This is a genomic window from Kineosporia babensis, from assembly GCF_021129305.1.
Lineage (GTDB): Bacteria > Actinomycetota > Actinomycetes > Actinomycetales > Kineosporiaceae > Kineosporia > Kineosporia babensis.
Genome location: NZ_JAJOMB010000013.1, coordinates 175,500 through 191,202, shown reverse-complemented (window position 1 = coordinate 191,202; position 15,703 = coordinate 175,500). Strand labels below are relative to the sequence as shown.

The following is a 15,703-nucleotide window of genomic DNA, read 5'->3' as shown; positions in this document are numbered from 1 at the left end:
GTCAGGCGGTCGCGTCGGCCGCGTCGCCCTTGCCCTCGGTCTCTTCCTCCAGGACCGGCGCCAGCGAGAGCTTGCCCCGCGGGTCGATCTCGGCGATCTCGACCTGGACCTTCTGGCCGATGCTGAGCACGTCCTCGACGTTCTCCACCCGCTTGCCGCCGACCATCCGGCGGATCTGCGAGATGTGCAGCAGACCGTCCTTGCCCGGCACCAGCGAGACGAACGCACCGAAGGTCGTCGTCTTCACGACGGTACCCAGGTAGCGCTCCCCGACCTCCGGCATGGTCGGGTTGGCGATCGCGTTGATCGCCGTCCGGGCGGCCTCGGCCGAGGGGCCGTCGACCGCACCGATGTACACCGTGCCGTCGTCCTCGATCGAGATGTCGGCGCCGGTGTCGTCCTGGATCTGGTTGATCATCTTGCCCTTGGGGCCGATGACCTCGCCGATCTTGTCGACCGGGACCTTCACGCTGATCACGCGCGGGGCCAGCGGGGACATCTCGTCCGGGCGGTCGATCGCCTCGCTCATCACGTCGAGGATGTGCAGCCGGGCCTCACGGGCCTGGGTCAGCGCGGCGGCCAGGACCGAGGCCGGGATGCCGTCGAGCTTGGTGTCCAGCTGGATCGCGGTGACGAACTCCGAGGTACCGGCGACCTTGAAGTCCATGTCACCGAAAGCGTCCTCGGCACCCAGGATGTCGGTCAGCGCCGCGTACTCGGTCTTGCCGTCCACGGTGTCCGAGACCAGGCCCATCGCGATGCCGGCGACCGGGGCGCGCAGCGGCACACCGGCGTTCAGCATCGACAGGGTGGAGGCACAGACCGAGCCCATCGAGGTGGAGCCGTTGGAGCCGAGGGCCTCGGAGACCTGACGGATCGCGTAGGGGAACTCTTCCCGGCTGGGCAGAACCGGCACGAGCGCACGCTCGGCCAGCGCGCCGTGACCGATCTCGCGGCGCTTGGGCGAGCCCACCCGGCCGGTCTCACCGGTGCTGTACGGCGGGAAGTTGTAGTTGTGCATGTAGCGCTTGCGGGTCACCGGGGAGAGGGTGTCCAGCTGCTGCTCCATCCGCAGCATGTTCAGCGTGGTGACGCCCATGATCTGGGTCTCGCCGCGCTCGAACAGGGCCGAGCCGTGCACCCGGGGCAGGACCTCGACCTCGGCGCCGAGCTGACGGATGTCCGCCAGGCCCCGGCCGTCGATCCGGACCTTGTCCTTGAGGATGCGCTGGCGCACCAGCTTCTTGTTGACCGAGCGGAAGGCCGCGGAGATCTCCTTCTCCCGGCCCTCGAAGTCGGCGGCCAGCTTGGCCTTCACGCCGTCCTTGAGCTCGTCCAGCCGGTTCTCGCGCTCCTGCTTGCCGGCGATGGTCAGGGCCTGCGCCACGTCCTCGGCGACGGCGGACTCGACCGCGGCGTACACGTCGTCCTGGTAGTCGAGGAACAGCGGGAACTCGGCGGTCGGCTTGGCCGCGGCGGCGGCCACCTCGGCCTGGGCCCGGCACAGCTCGGCGATGAACGGCTTGGACGCCTCGAGCCCGGCCGCGACGACCTCTTCGGTCGGGGCGCTGACGCCCTGGTCCTTGATCAGGGTCCAGGAACCCTCGGTGGCCTCGGCCTCGACCATCATGATGGCGACGTCGTCGGAGCCGTCCTCGGCCTTGACCACGCGGCCGGCCACGACCATGTCGAACACCGCGCGCTCGATCTCGGAGTGGCGCGGGAAGGCCACCCACTGGCCGTCGATCAGGGCGATCCGCACGCCGCCGATCGGGCCGGAGAAGGGCAGGCCGGACAGCTGGGTGGACAGCGACGCGGCGTTGATCGAGACCACGTCGTACGGGTCGTCCGGGTTGAGCGCGAGGACGGTGATGACCACCTGGACCTCGTTGCGCAGGCCCTTGACGAAGGTCGGGCGCAGCGGGCGGTCGATCAGCCGGCAGGCCAGGATCGCCTCGGTGCTGGGCCGGCCCTCACGCCGGAAGAACGAGCCGGGGATCTTCCCGGCCGCGTACATCCGCTCCTCGACGTCGATCGTCAGCGGGAAGAAGTCGAACTGGTCCTTCGGCTGCTTGCCGACCGAGGTGGCCGACAGCAGCATCGTGTCGTTGTCCAGGTACACGGCGACCGAGCCGGCGGCCTGCTTGGCCAGCCGGCCGGTCTCGAAGCGGACGGTGCGCTTGCCGAACGAGCCGTTGTCGATGACGGCTTCGGCGGCGGTGATCTCGGGACCCTCCAAGGGGCACTCTCCTGTTCGTGCGCGGTGGAACCAGCCACCGCGATCCGGTTCAGGAGTGGTGCGCCGAGCCGTGGTCTGTCTTTCCGGTCTTCGATCGAGGCCCACGCGAGGCACTCGCCCGAGGGGCGGTGCAGTGCGCGGAGGCCACTACCGAGGACCGGTAACCGGGTCTCGCCGACCCCTCCTGAGTGCAGTTCGTCTTTGGTACTCGATGGTGCTGTGGCCCACCGATGACCCGATGATCGGGCATCGGCGGGCCGGCCGTACGGGGCGACACACCGAAGAGGCCGTGCCCGGAAGATCCGGTCACGGCCTCGGAGGTACTAGCGGCGCAGGCCCAGGCGCTCGATCAGCGCCCGGTAGCGGGTGATGTCCTTCTTCTGGACATACTTGAGCAGCCGGCGGCGCTGGCCGACCAGCAGCAGCAGGCCACGCCGGCTGTGGTGGTCGTGCTTGTGCTCCTTGAGGTGCTCGGTCAGGTCCTTGATCCGCTGCGAGAGCATCGCGATCTGGACCTCGGGAGAACCGGTGTCACCCTCGACAGTCGCGTATTCCGCGATGATCTTCTTCTTCGTTTCGGCGTCGAGCGGCACTCGATCTCCTCGTGAATTCGCTGCGCGGCGTCCGGGGCAGATCCACCCGGGCACTCTGGTTCCGCGGCCGATCTAACGGCAGCGACCACGGTAACAGTGCGGAGCCTTCCGAACCCAATCAGGCCCTCCGGCCCGGGAGGCAACTGCTCAGGTCAGGCCGGGGAGCTGACGCCGAGCACGGCCCGGCAGCGGGCCACGTCGTCGTTCATCTGCTTGATCAGCGCGTCCATCCCCTCGAAGCGCAGGGTGGGGCGCAGCCGCTCGACGAACTCCACGGCGATCCGCTCGCCGTACAGGTCCAGGTCGTCGCGATCGAGCACGTACGCCTCGACCCGGCGCTCCTCGCCGTCGAAGGTGGGGTTGGTGCCGACCGAGATCGCCGCCGGCAGCCGCTCCCCCGTGTCGTGCTCCGGGTCCGCGGCCGGTTCGCCGTGCTCGCCCGGGCGCACCAGGTAGCCCGCGTACACCCCGTCGGAAGGCACCGCGCCGATCGAGTCGGTGGTCATGTTGGCGGTGGGGAAGCCCATCTCGCGGCCCCGGTGGTCACCGTGCACGACCACGCCGGTGACCCGGTGCGGGCGGCCCAGCACCTCGGTGGCGTCGCGGACGTCGCCGCCGGCGATCAGTTCCCGGGCGAGGGTGGAGGACCAGCGGCGGGAGGCGTCGGCGCCCTTGAGGTCGGCCACCTCGTCCACCTCGAAGCCCATCTCGGTGCCGAACTCGCGCAGGGTGCCGATGTCCCCGGCGTTGCGCCGGCCGAAGCGGGTGTCCGAGCCGACCACGATCTGCCGGGCCGCCAGCGCGTCCACCATCACCTCCTGGACGAACCGTCGCGGGCTCCACTGCGCCAGCTCGTGGGTGAACTCCAGCATCAGCACCGCGTCGATCCCGGTGTAGCTGAGCAGTTCCAGGCGGTGGGCCGGCGTGGACAGGGGCTGCGGGGCGCGCTCGGGATGCAGCACGGCCAGCGGGTGCGGGGCGAAGGTGATCGCCACCGAGCGCAGCCCGTGCGCGGCCGCCGCCTGCACGGTCCGGCCCAGGACGGCCAGGTGACCGCGGTGCACCCCGTCGAAGTTGCCGATCGTCACCGCCGAGGGACCGAAGCCGGGCGGCACCTCGCCGAGACTGCGCCACACGTGCATTGGGCTCTGCTTCACGGGACAACTCTGCCAGGTGGGTACTTCAGTTCCACGTTCGGTGCTCCGATGTGGTGAAATCGCTCGGTCGTCGTGAGAGCAACGTAACAATCCGAGCGGCGGCAGCGATGCAAGGCAGCGATCGGTTCGTCAGTTCAGTTCGTCACGTCCACGAAGGACCTCACCATGAACAGTCAGCATGTCGCCGGCCGGGCCCCGATGCCTGCCCAACGAGCCCTCGAGACCTTCATGCACAGCAGCGGCGGAGGCTTCTGCACCGTGTGCGGGACCGTGTGGCCGTGCAGCCAGGCCGCGACGCAGACCAGCGACGAGAAGACGCTGGCCGGCACCTCCAGCTGACCTTCGGCGGGTTCCTCACCGGGCTGGTCCCGGTGAGGAAGCCACCTGCTCGCGGCCAGAGCGGGAGCCTTCACGGCCTCAGGGCAGGAGCCTTGGCAGCCTCCGGGCAAGAGCCTTCGCGGCCCTCAGCCGGTGAGGACGACCAGGGGCCGGGCGGTGAGCCCGGCATCGGCGATCAGGGCCACCAGTGAGCCGTCCGGCGCGAACGCCGCGACCGGCCCGGGGCCCAGTTCGCTGGCCTCCAGCCGCTGCCCGTGGGCCAGCTTGCGGGCCTCGTCCTCGGTGAGGTCGCGGCCGGTGAAGGCGGTGCGGGCGGCATCGGCGATCGGCAGCAGCCGGAACGACTCCTCCAATGCCGGCAGGGTGTGCGAGCCCTCCAGGCGGTACGGGCCGACCCGGGTGCGCCGCAGCGCGGTCAGGTGCCCGGCGCTGCCCAGGGCGGCACCCAGGTCGCGGGCCAGGGCCCGGATGTAGGTGCCGGACGAGCAGACCACGTCCACGTCCACGTCGAGCGCCGCAACGCCCTCGTGCTGCACCGGACGGGCCGCCAGCACCCGCAGCGCCGAGACGGTTACCGGGCGCGGCTCGAGCTTGACCTCTTCGCCCTCGCGGACCCGGGCGTAGGCCCGCTTGCCGTCCTTCTTGATCGCGCTGACCGAGCTGGGCACCTGCTGGATGCTGCCGCGCAGGAACTGCGCGGCCGCGTCCAGCTCGGCCAGGCTCAGCTCGGCCTGACCGGGAGCGGCGGACACCTCACCCTCGGCGTCGTCGGTGATCGTGCCGACGCCCAGGCGCATCGTGGCCGAGTAGGCCTTGTCCGCACCGACCAGGTAGGTCAGCATCCGGGTGGCCCGCTCGACCCCGATCACCAGCACACCGGTGGCCATCGGGTCGAGCGTGCCGGCGTGCCCCACCCGCCGGGTACCGGCCAGCCGCCGGATCCGGGAGACCACGTCGTGCGAGGTCATCCCGGCCGGCTTGTCCACGATCACCAGGCCGCTGGGGCCCGGCTCCCGGGACTTCACGCGCCGTCGTCCTCGTCCTCGTCGTCCTCGGCCACCGCGGGCTTCTTGTACGGGTCGGACTCACCGGCGTACTTGGCGCCGTTGGCCAGCGCCGCCACCTCGGCGTCCCGCTCGTTGGCGACCTTGATCAGGTCGGCCATCGCCGCGGCGTTCTCAGGCAGCGCGTCGGCCACGAACTCCAGCGTGGGGGTGAGCCGGATCCCGACCCGCTTGCCCAGCTCGGAGCGCAGGACACCCTTGGCGCTCTCCAGCGCGGCGGCGGTGGAGGCGCGGTCCTCGTCGTCGCCGTACACGGTGTAGAAGACCGTGGCGTGCTGCAGGTCGCCGGTCACCCGGGCGTCGGTGACCGTGATGAAGCCCAGCCGCGGGTCCTTGATCCGCTTCTCCAGGGCCTCGGCCACCACCTCGCGCACCCGGTCCGCCAGCTTGCGTGCCCGTGCCGTGTCGGTCATCTCTCGTTCCGCTCTTCGCTCTTCACTCACCCCAGGGATACGGGGTTACTCGTCTTCGTCGCTCCACACCCGGACCCGGGCGGAGAGCAGTTGCAGCTCCGGCCGCGAGGCGACCAGACGCTCGCAGGACTCCAGGACCTGCTGGCACTGACCGGCGTCCGAGGAGACCAGGGCGACGCCGATCTCGGCGCGCCGGTGCAGATTGGCATCACCGGTCTCGGCCGCGTGCACCTCGAACTTACGGCGCAGCTCGGCCACGACCGGTTTGATCACCGACCGCTTCTCCTTGAGCGAGTGGACGTCGCCCAGCAGCAGGTCCAGGGTCAACGACCCGACGTACACGACTGACCTCCAGAAAGGAGCCGGGCGGCCGGTCCGCGAAGGACCGGCCGCCCGATCACCGGATCAGGCCCGAGCCTTCTCGCGCATCTCGTAGGTCTGAATGATGTCCTCGTTCTGGATGTCGTTGAACGACCCCAGCCCGATACCACATTCGTACCCTTCGCGAACCTCGGTCGCGTCGTCCTTGAACCGCTTGAGCGACTCGATCGTCAGGCCCTCGGCGATCATCTTGCCACCGCGCAGCACCCGCGCCTTGCTGTTGCGCCGGATCTCCCCGGTGCGAACGATGCAACCCGCGATGTTGCCGAAGCGGCTGGAGCGGAAGATCTCGCGGATCTCCGCGGTACCCAGCTCCGCCTCCTCGTACTCGGGCTTGAGCAGGCCCTTGAGCGAGGCCTCGACCTCTTCGATCGCCTGGTAGATGACCGAGTAGAAGCGCAGGTCGACACCCTCGCGGTCGGCGTACTCCGCGTTCTGGCCCTCGGACTTCACGTTGAAGCCGATGATGATCGCGTTGGAGGCCACGGCGAGGTTGATGTTGTTCTTCGTGATCGCACCGACACCACGGTCGATGATCCGAAGCTCGACCTCTTCGCCGACGTCGATCTGCAGCAGCGCATCTTCCAGGGCCTCGACCGAACCCGCGCCGTCACCCTTGAGGATGAGGTTGAGGGTCTCGACCTTGCCCTGCTCGAGGGCCTTGGTGAAGTCCTCGAGGCTGATCCGCTTGCGGGACTTGGCCAGGGCCGCGTTCCGCTCGATCGCCTCACGCTTCTCGGCGATCTGCCGGGCGGTGCGGTCGTCCGGGGCCACCAGGAAGGTGTCACCGGCGCCGGGCACGCTGGTCAGACCGAGCACCATGACCGGACGGGACGGCGTGGCCACCTCGACCGACTCACCGTGCTCGTCGATCATCGCGCGGACCCGGCCGTGGCCGGTGCCGGCCACGATCGAGTCACCGATGTGCAGCGAACCGGACTGCACCAGGACGGTGGCGACGGGACCGCGACCACGGTCGAGGTTGCCCTCGATCGCGACGCCGCGGGCGTCCTTGTCCGGGTTGGCCCGCAGGTCCAGCGCGGCATCGGCGGTCAGCAGGACGGCCTGGAGCAGACCGTCGATGTTGAGCCGCTGCTTGGCCGAGACCTCGACGAACATCGTGTCACCGCCGTACTCCTCGGCGACCAGGTTGTACTCGGTCAGCTGCTGCCGGATCTTGTCCGGGTTCGCGCCTTCCTTGTCCACCTTGTTGATCGCCACCACGATCGGCACGTCCGCCGCCTGGGCGTGGTTGAGCGCCTCGATCGTCTGCGGCATCACGCCGTCGTCGGCCGCGACCACCAGCACCGCGATGTCGGTGACCTTCGCACCACGGGCCCGCATGGCGGTGAACGCCTCGTGACCCGGGGTGTCGATGAAGGTGATCGCGCGGTCCACGTCCTCGTGCATGGTGTGGATCTGGTACGCACCGATGTGCTGGGTGATGCCACCGGCCTCGCCGGCCACCACGTCGGTCTGCCGGATCGCGTCCAGCAGCTTCGTCTTACCGTGGTCGACGTGGCCCATCACGGTCACCACCGGCGGCCGCGCCACGAGGAACTCCTCGTCGGCCTCGGCCTCGCCCTCGATGTCGATCGAGAACGTGCCCAGCAGCTCGCGGTCCTCGTCCTCCGGGGAGACGACCTGGATCACGTAACCCAGTTCCTCACCGAGGACGTCGAACGTCTCCTCGTTCAGCGACTGGGTCGCCGTGGCCATCTCACCGAGGTGGAACAGCACGGTGACCAGGCTGGCCGGGTTCGCGTTGATCTTGTCCGCGAAGTCGGTCAGCGAGGAGCCGCGGCGCAGGCGGACGATCGTGGTGCCGTCGCCGCGGGGAACCGTGACGCCACCGGGTGCCGGTGCCGCCATGCTCTCGAACTCTTGACGCCGCTGACGCTTCGACTTACGGCCCCGGACCGGACGGCCACCGGCGCGACCGAACGCGCCCTGCGTGCCACCACGGCCACCCCGGCCGCCACCACCGGGACGACCGGCGAAACCGCCGCCGCCACCACCGGGGCCACCAGGACCGCCACCGGGACGACCGCCGAAGCCGCCGCGGCCACCGCCGCCACCACCGGGGCCACCACGACCCGGACCACCGGGACGACCGCCGCCGCCACCGCCGCCGGGACGCCCGACGCTGGTGCGGCCGGGCATCATGCCCGGGTTCGGGCGGTTGGGCATGTTGCCCGGGCTGGGCCGCGGGCCGCCCGGACGGGGTGCCGGACGGTCACCGGCGTCGCCGCCACGAGCAGCGGGAGCGTCGGGACGACCGCCGCCACCTTCGGGACGCGGGCCGCGCTGCGGGCGCGGCATGCCCTGGGCCGAGGCGAACGGGTTGTTACCCGGACGCGGCGGGCCGCCGTCGCCACCCCGGCCGCCCGGACGGGGCATGCCCTGCGAGGAGGCGAAGGGGTTGTTGCCGGGACGGGGCGCGCCGGGACGCGGGCCCGGACGGGCGTCGCCACCCGGACGGGGACCACGGTCACCACGCTCGGGGCGCTCGCCCCGGGGAGCCTGCGGACGGGCACCGCCGGGACCCGGACGGGCGTCGCCGCCCGGACGCGGGCCACGGTCGCCGCGGGGTTCCGGGCGCGGCCCGCGCTCGGGCGCCGGGGCGCTCGCGGCGGCCGGACGCTCGGACGGGCCGGGACGACCCGGGGTGGGACGCGGACCCGGAGTGGGTGCGCTGGGACGAGCAGCCGGACCCGGGGTGGGCCGAGCTGCCGGGGCCTCGGCCGCAGCCGGGGCGGAGAACGGTGCCTCGCTGGGCGCCGGCGCGCTCGGCGCGGGGCCGGGCTTGACTGCCGGGGCCGGGCTGGGGGTCGCCGCGGCCGGTGCTGCCGGAGCAGCGGGACGCGCGGGGGACGGACCCGGACGGGCCGGGGCAGCCGGGGCCGGAGCGGCGGCGGCCGGGGACGGCGCCGCCGGCTTGGGCCGCGGCGCGGGCTTGGCGGGCTTGCGACCACCGGCTCCGTCGGCGGCGGGCATCGCGTCACGCAGACGCCGCACCACGGGAGCCTCGACGGTGGACGAAGCGGAGCGGACGAATTCGCCCATGTCTTGCAGCTTGCTCAGTACGGTCTTGCTGTCGACTCCGAGCTCCTTGGCGAGCTCGTAGACCCGGACCTTTGCCACATCTCTCCTGTCTCGGCCCGAGCCAGGAGGAGGCTACGGACCGTCGTTACGGTGAAGGGGTGCTCATCGGAGCGCGCTCATCGGGTGCTCACAGCGCCGAACCCGCCTTGCGAATGCTGCTCATAGCGTTTGACCCATTCTCGTTAAGGACACTTCTGACGCCTGTGCTGTGACGAACTCACGGACCTGAACCGCGTCCAGCGGTCCCCCCCGGCGCAGGGCCCGGGGGAACGCCCGGCGGCGTTCGGCGAGTTCAAGACAGCTCAGCTGGGGGTGCAACGAGGCACCTCTGCCGGACAGCTTATGGCCGGGATCGGGGACGGCGCACCACTTGCCGCCGAGTTCCGCCGCGACCACTCGCAACAGGTCGGACCGGAGAGCGCGTTCACGACATCCCACGCACGTCCGGATCGGCCCGTTTCGGGACGAGGACGACGGCTCGGGATTCGTGGCCGCGTGACCGGCCCCTGAAATCATAGCCCCGGACGGCGCCGGATTGTTCCCAGGGTCGACCAACGCTTGCTCAGCCGTTCTCCGGACCGGCCGCGGAACCGGTCCCGCCGGCGCCCCCACCGGTCTCGGCGGTGTCCGAGCGGATGTCGATCCGCCAGCCGGTCAGCTTGGCCGCCAGCCGGGCGTTCTGGCCTTCCTTGCCGATCGCCAGGGACAGCTGGTAGTCCGGCACGATCACCCGGGCCGAGCGCGCGTCCAGGTCCAGGACCTGCACCGACGAGACCCGGGCGGGGGACAGCGCGCTGGCCACGAACTGCTCCGGCTCGTCGTTGAAGTCGACGATGTCGATCTTCTCGCCGCGCAGTTCGGTCATCACCGCGCGCACCCGCTGGCCCATCGGCCCGATGCAGGCGCCCTTGGCGTTCACCCCGGCCACGGTGGCCCGCACCGCGACCTTGGAACGGTGACCGGCCTCACGCGCCAGCGCCGCGATCTCCACGGTGCCGTCGGCGACCTCGGGCACCTCCAGGGCGAACAGCTTGCGCACCAGGTTGGGGTGGGTGCGCGAGAGGGTGATGGCCGGGCCCTTGAGGCCCTTGCGCACCCCGACCACGTAGCAGCGCAGCCGGGTGCCGTGCGGGTAGCTCTCCCCCGGCACCTGCTCGGCCGGCGGCAGGATCCCCTCGATCGTGCCGAGGTCGACGTGCACCATCCGCGGGTCGGAGCTCTGCTGCACGATGCCGGAGATGATGTCGCCCTCGCGGCCCTGGAACTCGCCGAGCACCTGCTCGTCCTCGGCGTCGCGCAGCCGCTGCAGGATCGTCTGCCGGGCGGTGGTCGCCGCGATCCGGCCGAAACCCACCGGGGTGTCGTCCCACTCGCGCCGGATCGCCCCGGTCTCGTCCAGCTCGCGGGCCCAGACCACCACGTGCCCGCTGCGGCGGTCCAGCTCCACCCGGGCCTGCGGGTTGGCACCCTCGGTCCGGTGGTAGGCCTGCAGCAGGGCCGTCTCGATGGTCTGCACCAGTGTGTTGAGCGGAATTTCCTTCTCGCGCTCGATCGCGCGCAGGGCCGCCAGGTCGATGTCCATCCGTCCGCCCCTAGTTCTCGTCTTCATCGTCGTCATCGGCCTCTTCCAGGCCGGCGAAGTCGTCCGGGTGGCCGAACTCGAGTTCGATCCGGCCGCCGGTGATCTCGGCCCAGGGCACGGTCCGCTCCTCGTCCAGCACGATGCCGGCGTCGGTCACGTCGCTGAGCCGGCCGGTCTGCGCGGTCGCGCCGGCGGCGGGCAGGGTGCGGACCAGGCGCTTGCGGGCCCGCAGCCAGTGCCGCCGCTCGGTCAGCGGCCGGTCGGCGCCGGGTGAGCTGACTTCCAGCACGTAGGGCATGCCGCCCATCACGGCGCTGGCGTCCAGCGCTTCGGAGATGGTCTGCGAGACGGTGGCGACCGAGTCCATCGGCACACCCCCGAGCTCGGTCTCCGGGAGATCCACGGTGACCCGCAGCACCCGGCGCTTGCCGGCGGGGGTCACGGTGACGTTCTCGATCACGAGCCCGGCGTCTGCGGCCAGCGGTTCCGCCAGTGCTCGCACGCCGTCGGCCTGGTGTCCGGAGGACGCGCTCATGCCGACCTCCTCGATATTGGGTTGGGACAACTCACACGACTGAAGGCGCGCCCTGCCGGAGCGCGCCGCCGGACAACCATACCCGCTGCTGAGGGTGCTCACGGACTTGTCAAGAGTGAGGCGACACCTGCACCGTGCGTCTCATGAAATGATCCCCCGGTGCTGAGCCCGGTGACCGCATCGCCCCCCGCCCGTGTGAACCGCCGGATCTTCCTGACCCTCGGCACGACCGGCGCCGCAACCACTCTGGCGGCTTTGTCCGGGTGCAGCGCGATGGGCGGCACGGCCGTCGCCTCCACCCCGAACCCCGACACCGTGCAGGAAGAAGCAGCGGTCAAGCTGGTGCTGGCGCAGGTCAAGGCTCTGCACACCGGGGCATCGAATCTGGCCTCGGGCACCCGGCCGGACGGCTCCGCGATCCGCATTCCGGGTGCAACGGCGAGGCTGCTGACCCAGATCACCGCGGTGCACGAGGCTCAGCTCACCGCCCTCGGCTCGCCCGTGGCCACCACAGCTACCCCCAGTTCCAGCCCTACCCCCAGTGAGAGCGCCGCCGAGGAAAGCGCCATCGCCTCCCCCGGCAAGCTGGTCACCGCCGAGTGGAACACCGCCCGACTGGCTCTTACCCACGCCGCCGGTCTGAGCCCCGAATTCGCCCTGCTGCTCTACAAGATCGCTGCCTCCTGCGCAGCCAACGCCGACCTGTTGCGCACGGCGGTGGGTAAGGGTCGGGCTCTGGGCGAGCTCACTCCGGTCGAGGATCAAACAACAGACGATGTGGGCGCCTCGGCCCCGGAGGGCACCACCGGGACGGCTGGGGCTGCGGAAACCACCGACGACACCGGCGCTTCCACGCCGGAGGCGAGTGCAGCGTCTCCCATTGAGCTCACCGACGGCGAAGCCGAGGCGCTGAACCGCCTGCTCGCCGGGGAACACGCCGCCTTCTACGCCTACCCGCTGGTCATCGCGCACGTGGACAGCGCCCGCCGCACGGTGGCGAACTCGCTCTGGGAAGCCCACCGGCAGCAGCGCGACGAACTGGAGCGGATGCTGGTCGAGGCACAGCAGGAACCGGTCGAGTCCGGCGCCGCCTACAAGGTCGCCGTCCCGGCCAGCGCCGGCAAGGCCGCCGCCCTGGCCGCCCAGATCGAACGGCGTCTCGGCGGGCTGGCGGTCGACGTGATCGCTGCGGCCGAGGACGACCAGGTCGAGTCCACCGCGGCCGGCCTGCTGGTGCTCAGCACCCGCCGGCAGGCCGCCTGGAGCAACAAGCCCGTGGCCGACCCGGGCGTCTAGCACTCACCGACCGGCGATCAGCTAGAACTCGTCGATCAGCTTCAGGACGTCGAGCAGACGCTGGACGGTGCCGTCCGGGGTGACCTCGACCGGCACCTGCTGGTCCAGCGGGATGTCGCTGTGCGGGATGTGGATCGCCCGCAGCCCGGCCCGCTGCGCCCCGTGCACGTCCTCGTAGATCCGGTCGCCCACATACACGCAGTTCGCCGGCGAACTCGCCCCCACCGCCTGCACCGCCGCCGCGAAGGCCTCGGGATGCGGCTTCACGTAAGGGATCTCGGAGGAGTACACGTCGCCGTCGATCAGATGCAGGATGCCGTCGCGCTCGAACAGGCCGCGGTGGTAGTCCCGGGTCCAGATGGTGTTGGACAGCACGCCGATCTTCAGCCCGCGCTCGCGCAGCCCGGCGAACAGCTCCGGCACGTCCGGGTCGAGGTAGGTGTGCGGCTCCCAGAACTCCTCGTAGGCCACCCGGGCCGCGTCGTGGCCCGGGTGGTCCGAGCGAACTCCGACGGCCTCGAACACCTCGGCCAGCCGGGCGCTCGCGCCGGAGTCCCGTAGCCGGCCCCAGGCTTCCTTCTCGGCCGCCATCATCCGCTCGGCCAGCTGAGCGCCGCCGTCGGGGTATCCACCGATGTCCTCGGTGGCGTAGACCCGGGCGAACACCCGCCACTGCTCACCCAGCTCGATCGCGCGCCAGGGGGTGAGCGTGCCGCCCCAGTCGAAGATCACCGCTTCCAGGCTCACGAAGCCCCCTCCCCCGACTCATCTGGCTCGTCCGGCTCGTTCGGCGAGAGCGCGGCCAGCACGGTGAGAACCGCCCGGGCGTAGGCCGACTCGGCGTCGGCGTCCACCTCGCGCACCTGTTCCTCGCCCAGCTGCAGGGTCACCGCCCAGCCGCCGGTCACGCTCTCCAGGCCGACGAAACGGTCGCCGAGCAACTCGCGCAGCTGGGTCTCGCGCGGCATCCAGACCACCTGGCGCTGCTCCAGCGAGTCCAGCGCCCACTCGGTGGTGCCGTTGAAGCCGATCACCTGGCCGCCGGGGGTGTCGTGGATCTCCACCACCATGTGGCTGACCACGAAGACCTCGTCGTCCATGTTCCGCCCGGGCAGGACGAACCGGTCTCCGGGTAAGGGGTTCCAGGCCAGACCGGCCTTGCGCAGTTGCTGTGCCAGATCCAGATCAAGCATGGAACCCCACCTACCCGCCTCAGCTACGGATTGCCGCCACCACGTGCTGCACTGCCTCGCCCACCGGCACCTCGGCCTCGGCGCCGCTCTTGCGGTCGCGGAACTCGATCACGCCGTCGGCCAGCTTCCGGCCCACCACCAGGATCGAGGGCACCCCGATCAGCTCGGCGTCCTTGAACTTGATCCCCGGCGAGACCTTGCCCCGGTCGTCGTAGATCACCCGCACGCCCGCGGCCTCGAGCTCCAGCGCGATCTTCTCGGCCGCCTCGAACACCGCGTCGTCCTTACCGGTCTTGCCCTGCGCCACCACGTGCACGTCGGCCGGGGCGACCTCGCGGGGCCAGCACAGCCCCTTCTCGTCCCACGACGCCTCGGCGATCGCGGCCATCGCCCGGCTGACCCCGATACCGTACGAGCCCATGGTCACGGTGACCAGCTTGCCGTTCTGGTCCAGAACCTTCAGGTCGAGCGCCTGGGCGTACTTGCGGCCGAGCTGGAAGATATGGCCGATCTCCAGGCCGCGGGCCAGCGTGAGCCTGCCGTCGCCGCCCTCGGTGGCGCAGACCGGGCAGGCGTCGCCCTCGACCACGTTGGCCGCCTCGACCGTGCCGTCGGCGCTGAAGTCCCGCCCGGCGACCAGGTCGAACACGTGCTTGCCGGGCTCGTTGGCGCCGGTGATCCAGGCCGTGCCCTCGACCACCCGGGGATCGAGCAGGTAGCGGATGCCGGTGGCCGACTCCTCGCCCAGCACCTGCGGGCCGATGTAGCCCTTGACCAGGCCGGGGTGCTTGGCGAAGTCGGCCGCCTCGAAGGCGTCGATCTCGGCCGGGGCCACCGCGGCCTCGAGGCGCTTGGTGTCCACGTCCCGGTCGCCGGGCACGCCGACGATCAGCGGCTCGCGCTCGCCGGTGGGGTGCACCAGGGTGACCACCACGTTCTTCAGCGTGTCGGCGGCGGTGAAGTTGCGGCCGGGGAACATCGCGTTGGCCGCGTTGACCAGCGACTCGATGGTGGGCGTGTCCGGCGTGTCCTCGACGTGGGCGGCGGGCAGCCCGTCCAGCGAGATCTTCTCCGGCGCGGGGGTGATCACCGCCTCGGAGTTGGCCGAGTAGTGACCGGTGGAACAACGCACGAAGGTGTCCTCACCGATCTCGGTGGGGTGCAGGAACTCCTCGCTGCGACTGCCGCCCATCGCCCCCGAGGTGGCCGAGACGATCTCGAAGGGCAGGCCGAGCCGGTCGAACGTCTTGATGTAGGCGTTGCGGTGCTTCAGGTACGAGGCGTCCAGACCGGCGTCGTCGATGTCGAACGAGTAGCTGTCCTTCATCACGAACTCGCGCCCGCGCAGCAGGCCGGCCCGGGGCCGCGCCTCGTCCCGGTACTTGGTCTGGATCTGGTAGAGCGAGAGCGGCAGATCCTTGTAGGACGAGTACAGGTCCTTCACCAGGAGGGTGAACATCTCCTCGTGGGTGGGGCCGAGCAGGTAGTCGTTGCCCCGGCGGTCCTTCAGCCGGAACAGGTTCTCGCCGTACTCCGTCCAGCGGTTGGTGGCCTCGTAGGGCTCCCGGGGCAGCAGCGCCGGGAAGTGCACCTCCTGGAAGCCGGCCGCGTCCATCTCCTCGCGGACGATGCGCTCGACGTTCTGGTAGACGCGGTAGCCCAGGGGCAGCCAGGAGTAGATACCGGGGGCGGCACGGCGCACGTAACCGGCGCGGACCAGCAACCGGTGACCCGGCACCTCGGCGTCCGCCGGGTCCTCGCGAAGTGTTCGCAGGAACAGCGACGACATCCGAAGCAGCACTTGAC

At 70.8% G+C, this 15,703-nt stretch carries 15 protein-coding genes and 1 pseudogene; 2 read left to right on the top strand and 14 right to left on the bottom strand.

Annotated elements, in window-relative coordinates; translation table 11 throughout:
• Position 1: 1 nt before the first annotated feature.
• The 3 genes from LR394_RS23420 to LR394_RS23410 all read right to left on the bottom strand — a co-directional run bounded on the left by LR394_RS23420 (position 2) and on the right by LR394_RS23410 (position 3,989).
• Positions 2-2,239: a polyribonucleotide nucleotidyltransferase gene (locus LR394_RS23420; RefSeq protein ID WP_231445688.1), complete on the bottom strand. Its 2,238-nt coding sequence runs from the start codon at positions 2,237-2,239 to the stop codon at positions 2-4.
• Positions 2,240-2,562: 323 nt separating this feature from the next.
• On the bottom strand, positions 2,563-2,832 hold the full coding sequence (rpsO, locus tag LR394_RS23415; protein ID WP_231445685.1) for a 30S ribosomal protein S15: 270 nt from the start codon (positions 2,830-2,832) through the stop codon (positions 2,563-2,565).
• A 152-nt stretch (positions 2,833-2,984) separates the two neighbouring features.
• The gene (locus tag LR394_RS23410) at positions 2,985-3,989 is read right to left on the bottom strand and encodes a bifunctional riboflavin kinase/FAD synthetase (protein ID WP_231445683.1); all 1,005 of its coding nucleotides are present in this window, start codon (positions 3,987-3,989) and stop codon (positions 2,985-2,987) included.
• Between the two features lie 165 nt (positions 3,990-4,154).
• Here LR394_RS23410 and LR394_RS23405 point away from each other — a divergent pair, with 165 nt between their 5' ends.
• Positions 4,155-4,328: a hypothetical protein gene (locus tag LR394_RS23405; protein WP_231445681.1), complete on the top strand. Its 174-nt coding sequence runs from the start codon at positions 4,155-4,157 to the stop codon at positions 4,326-4,328.
• Positions 4,329-4,453: 125 nt separating this feature from the next.
• Here LR394_RS23405 and truB read toward each other — a convergent pair whose 3' ends face one another.
• The 8 genes and pseudogenes from truB to LR394_RS23365 form a co-directional block, all read right to left on the bottom strand.
• Positions 4,454-5,353 carry a tRNA pseudouridine(55) synthase TruB gene (gene truB / locus LR394_RS23400; protein ID WP_231445680.1) on the bottom strand — a complete coding sequence of 300 codons (900 nt, stop codon included), beginning with the start codon at positions 5,351-5,353 and terminating at the stop codon, positions 4,454-4,456.
• The gene (rbfA, locus tag LR394_RS23395; RefSeq protein ID WP_231445678.1) at positions 5,350-5,805 is read right to left on the bottom strand and encodes a 30S ribosome-binding factor RbfA; all 456 of its coding nucleotides are present in this window, start codon (positions 5,803-5,805) and stop codon (positions 5,350-5,352) included. The genes truB and rbfA overlap by 4 nt, the downstream gene beginning before the upstream one ends.
• A gap of 45 nt (positions 5,806-5,850) precedes the next feature.
• A complete protein-coding gene (locus LR394_RS23390) occupies positions 5,851-6,147 on the bottom strand; it encodes a DUF503 domain-containing protein (protein WP_231445670.1) in 297 nt (98 codons plus the stop codon).
• Between the two features lie 63 nt (positions 6,148-6,210).
• Positions 6,211-9,183, bottom strand: a complete 2,973-nt coding sequence (gene infB / locus LR394_RS43135; RefSeq protein WP_407937111.1) for a translation initiation factor IF-2 — start codon at positions 9,181-9,183, stop codon at positions 6,211-6,213.
• A 9-nt stretch (positions 9,184-9,192) separates the two neighbouring features.
• Positions 9,193-9,330, bottom strand: a pseudogene (locus tag LR394_RS43710) (translation initiation factor IF-2 N-terminal domain-containing protein); the annotation flags it as partial.
• A 120-nt stretch (positions 9,331-9,450) separates the two neighbouring features.
• Positions 9,451-9,807 (bottom strand): YlxR family protein, encoded by a 357-nt coding sequence (locus LR394_RS23375; protein WP_231445669.1) that lies wholly within the window; start codon positions 9,805-9,807, stop codon positions 9,451-9,453.
• A gap of 46 nt (positions 9,808-9,853) precedes the next feature.
• Positions 9,854-10,873, bottom strand: a complete 1,020-nt coding sequence (nusA, locus tag LR394_RS23370; protein ID WP_231445668.1) for a transcription termination factor NusA — start codon at positions 10,871-10,873, stop codon at positions 9,854-9,856.
• A gap of 10 nt (positions 10,874-10,883) precedes the next feature.
• Positions 10,884-11,408, bottom strand: coding sequence for a ribosome maturation factor RimP (locus LR394_RS23365; RefSeq protein ID WP_231445666.1), 525 nt, complete (start codon positions 11,406-11,408; stop codon positions 10,884-10,886).
• Between the two features lie 159 nt (positions 11,409-11,567).
• On the opposite strand from LR394_RS23365, the gene LR394_RS23360 reads away from it, so the two are divergent.
• Positions 11,568-12,704, top strand: a complete 1,137-nt coding sequence (locus LR394_RS23360; RefSeq protein WP_231445660.1) for a DUF4439 domain-containing protein — start codon at positions 11,568-11,570, stop codon at positions 12,702-12,704.
• 21 nt (positions 12,705-12,725) lie between these two features.
• Here LR394_RS23360 and LR394_RS23355 read toward each other — a convergent pair whose 3' ends face one another.
• Genes LR394_RS23355 through LR394_RS23345 form a run of 3 tightly spaced genes read right to left on the bottom strand, consistent with a single transcriptional unit; the run spans position 12,726 to position 15,698 of the window.
• Complete coding sequence (locus tag LR394_RS23355) at positions 12,726-13,451, bottom strand: HAD family hydrolase (protein ID WP_231445658.1); 726 nt, start codon at positions 13,449-13,451, stop codon at positions 12,726-12,728.
• Positions 13,448-13,897, bottom strand: coding sequence for a pilus assembly protein CpaE (locus tag LR394_RS23350; protein WP_231445657.1), 450 nt, complete (start codon positions 13,895-13,897; stop codon positions 13,448-13,450). Before LR394_RS23350 ends, LR394_RS23355 begins: the two co-directional genes overlap by 4 nt.
• A gap of 19 nt (positions 13,898-13,916) precedes the next feature.
• Positions 13,917-15,698 (bottom strand): proline--tRNA ligase, encoded by a 1,782-nt coding sequence (locus LR394_RS23345; protein ID WP_231445655.1) that lies wholly within the window; start codon positions 15,696-15,698, stop codon positions 13,917-13,919.
• Between the last annotated feature and the right edge of the window lie 5 nt (positions 15,699-15,703).